Source organism: Cellulomonas septica (assembly GCF_012396155.1).
Taxonomy (GTDB): Bacteria; Actinomycetota; Actinomycetes; order Actinomycetales; family Cellulomonadaceae; genus Cellulomonas; species Cellulomonas septica.
The window spans coordinates 1-1,454 of sequence record NZ_JAAXOY010000786.1; the positions used below are offsets into that span (position 1 = coordinate 1).

The following is a 1,454-nucleotide window of genomic DNA, read 5'->3' on the forward strand; positions in this document are numbered from 1 at the left end:
GACCTCGTCGTCACCGGTGAGGGCCGCTTCGACTGGCAGAGCCTGCACGGCAAGGTCGCCGCCCAGGTCGCCGAGCGCGCGCTCCGGCACGGCATCCCGACCGTCGTCCTGGCGGGCGACGTGCAGGTCGGCCGGCGCGAGCTGTCCGCCGCCGGGATCACGGCGGCGTACGCGGTGGGGGAGACGCCCGAGGAGGTGCAGGCCGCGCTCGCCGACCCCGTCAGGACCCTGCGGGCACGCGCCGAGCGGGTCGCGCGGACGTGGTCGCGCTGACCTCCGCGCGGCGCCGGCGGGCCGCGTACGACGACGCTCGCGGACAGTCGTACCCTGGACGGGAACAACGCGGCGCGCGACGCTGTTGCGCACCGTTGACGTGAGTTCCCCGGCACCAGGAGAGACGATGAGCGAGACCACGCAGACCCAGACGCACGGCGTCCTGCTCACGGACGTGGCGGCGGACAAGGTCCGCAGCCTGCTCGAGCAGGAGGGCCGCGACGACCTGCGTCTGCGCGTCGCCGTCCAGCCCGGCGGCTGCTCGGGCCTCATCTACCAGCTGTACTTCGACGAGCGCCTGCTCGACGGCGACGTGACGCGCGACTACGACGGCGTCGAGGTCGTGGTCGACCGCATGAGCGTCCCCTACCTCGAGGGCGCGACGATCGACTTCGCCGACACCATCGAGAAGCAGGGCTTCACGATCGACAACCCGAACGCGGGCTCGGCCTGCGCCTGCGGCGGCTCGTTCAGCTGACACCCGACGCCTGACGAGGGCCCGGCACCGGATCCCGGTGCCGGGCCCTCGTGCGTCAGGGCTCGGTCGCCGGGCCGCTCGCCACTCGCACGACGGGCGCGTCCCCGAGCCGCACCGTGAGGCGCCAGACACCCCCGTCGTCGGTGCTCGACACCATGATGTGGCCACGCATCCGCGCCCACGCGGGGACGTCGTGCCGTGCCGCCGGGTCGGTCGCGAGCACCGTGAGCTCGCTGCCCGGCGCTGCGGTGCGTGCCGCCTTCGCGAGCGCGATGACAGGCGCCGGGCAGCGCAGGCCGCGCGCGTCGACGACGGGTGTGGGCGCGTCCTCGGTCACAGTCCCTCGACCCCGCCGGCCGCGCGCACGCGTGCCACGACCTCGGGCAGCACGTCGAGGAAGCGGTCCACGTCCTCGCCGCGCGTGCCGCGGGGCAGCGCGAGCCGCACGTTCCCGTGCGTCAGCACCCCCATGGCGGCCAGCACGTGGCTCGGCTCGAGCGAGCTCGACGTGCACGCCGAGCCGGACGCGACCGCGAAGCCCAGCGCGTCGAGCGCGGTCACGAGCGCCTCGCCGTCCACGTACAGGGACGAGAAGGTCACGACGTGGGGGAGACGGTCGCCGGCGTCACCGACGACCTCGGTGTCGGGCACCTCGGCCGCCACGCGCGCGCGGACCCGGTCGACGAGCGCTCGCCGAGCGGCG

4 protein-coding genes are annotated in these 1,454 nt (G+C 74.9%); 2 read left to right on the forward strand and 2 right to left on the reverse strand.

Annotation, left to right across the window (positions count from 1 at the left end; translation table 11 throughout):
• Both HGA02_RS19135 and erpA read left to right on the forward strand, forming a co-directional pair.
• Positions 1-273 (forward strand): glycerate kinase (locus HGA02_RS19135; protein WP_168680955.1); only part of this gene is annotated, 273 nt, incomplete at its 5' end.
• Between the two features lie 127 nt (positions 274-400).
• Positions 401-751, forward strand: coding sequence for an iron-sulfur cluster insertion protein ErpA (erpA, locus tag HGA02_RS19140; RefSeq protein WP_124342487.1), 351 nt, complete (start codon positions 401-403; stop codon positions 749-751).
• Between the two features lie 55 nt (positions 752-806).
• Here the strand turns inward: erpA and HGA02_RS19145 are convergent, their stop codons facing one another.
• Together HGA02_RS19145 and HGA02_RS19150 are read right to left on the reverse strand one after the other, a co-directional pair.
• Positions 807-1,088 (reverse strand): sulfurtransferase TusA family protein, encoded by a 282-nt coding sequence (locus HGA02_RS19145; RefSeq protein WP_168680957.1) that lies wholly within the window; start codon positions 1,086-1,088, stop codon positions 807-809.
• Positions 1,085-1,454: aminotransferase class V-fold PLP-dependent enzyme (locus tag HGA02_RS19150; protein WP_168680959.1), on the reverse strand; the 370-nt coding region annotated here is incomplete at its 5' end. The genes HGA02_RS19150 and HGA02_RS19145, both read right to left, overlap by 4 nt.

What these genes read in the sequence shown, in the direction of transcription:
- erpA (WP_124342487.1), top strand. Translation starts at nt 401, where the DNA reads ATGAGCGAGACCACGCAGACCCAGACGCACGGCGTCCTGCTCACGGAC.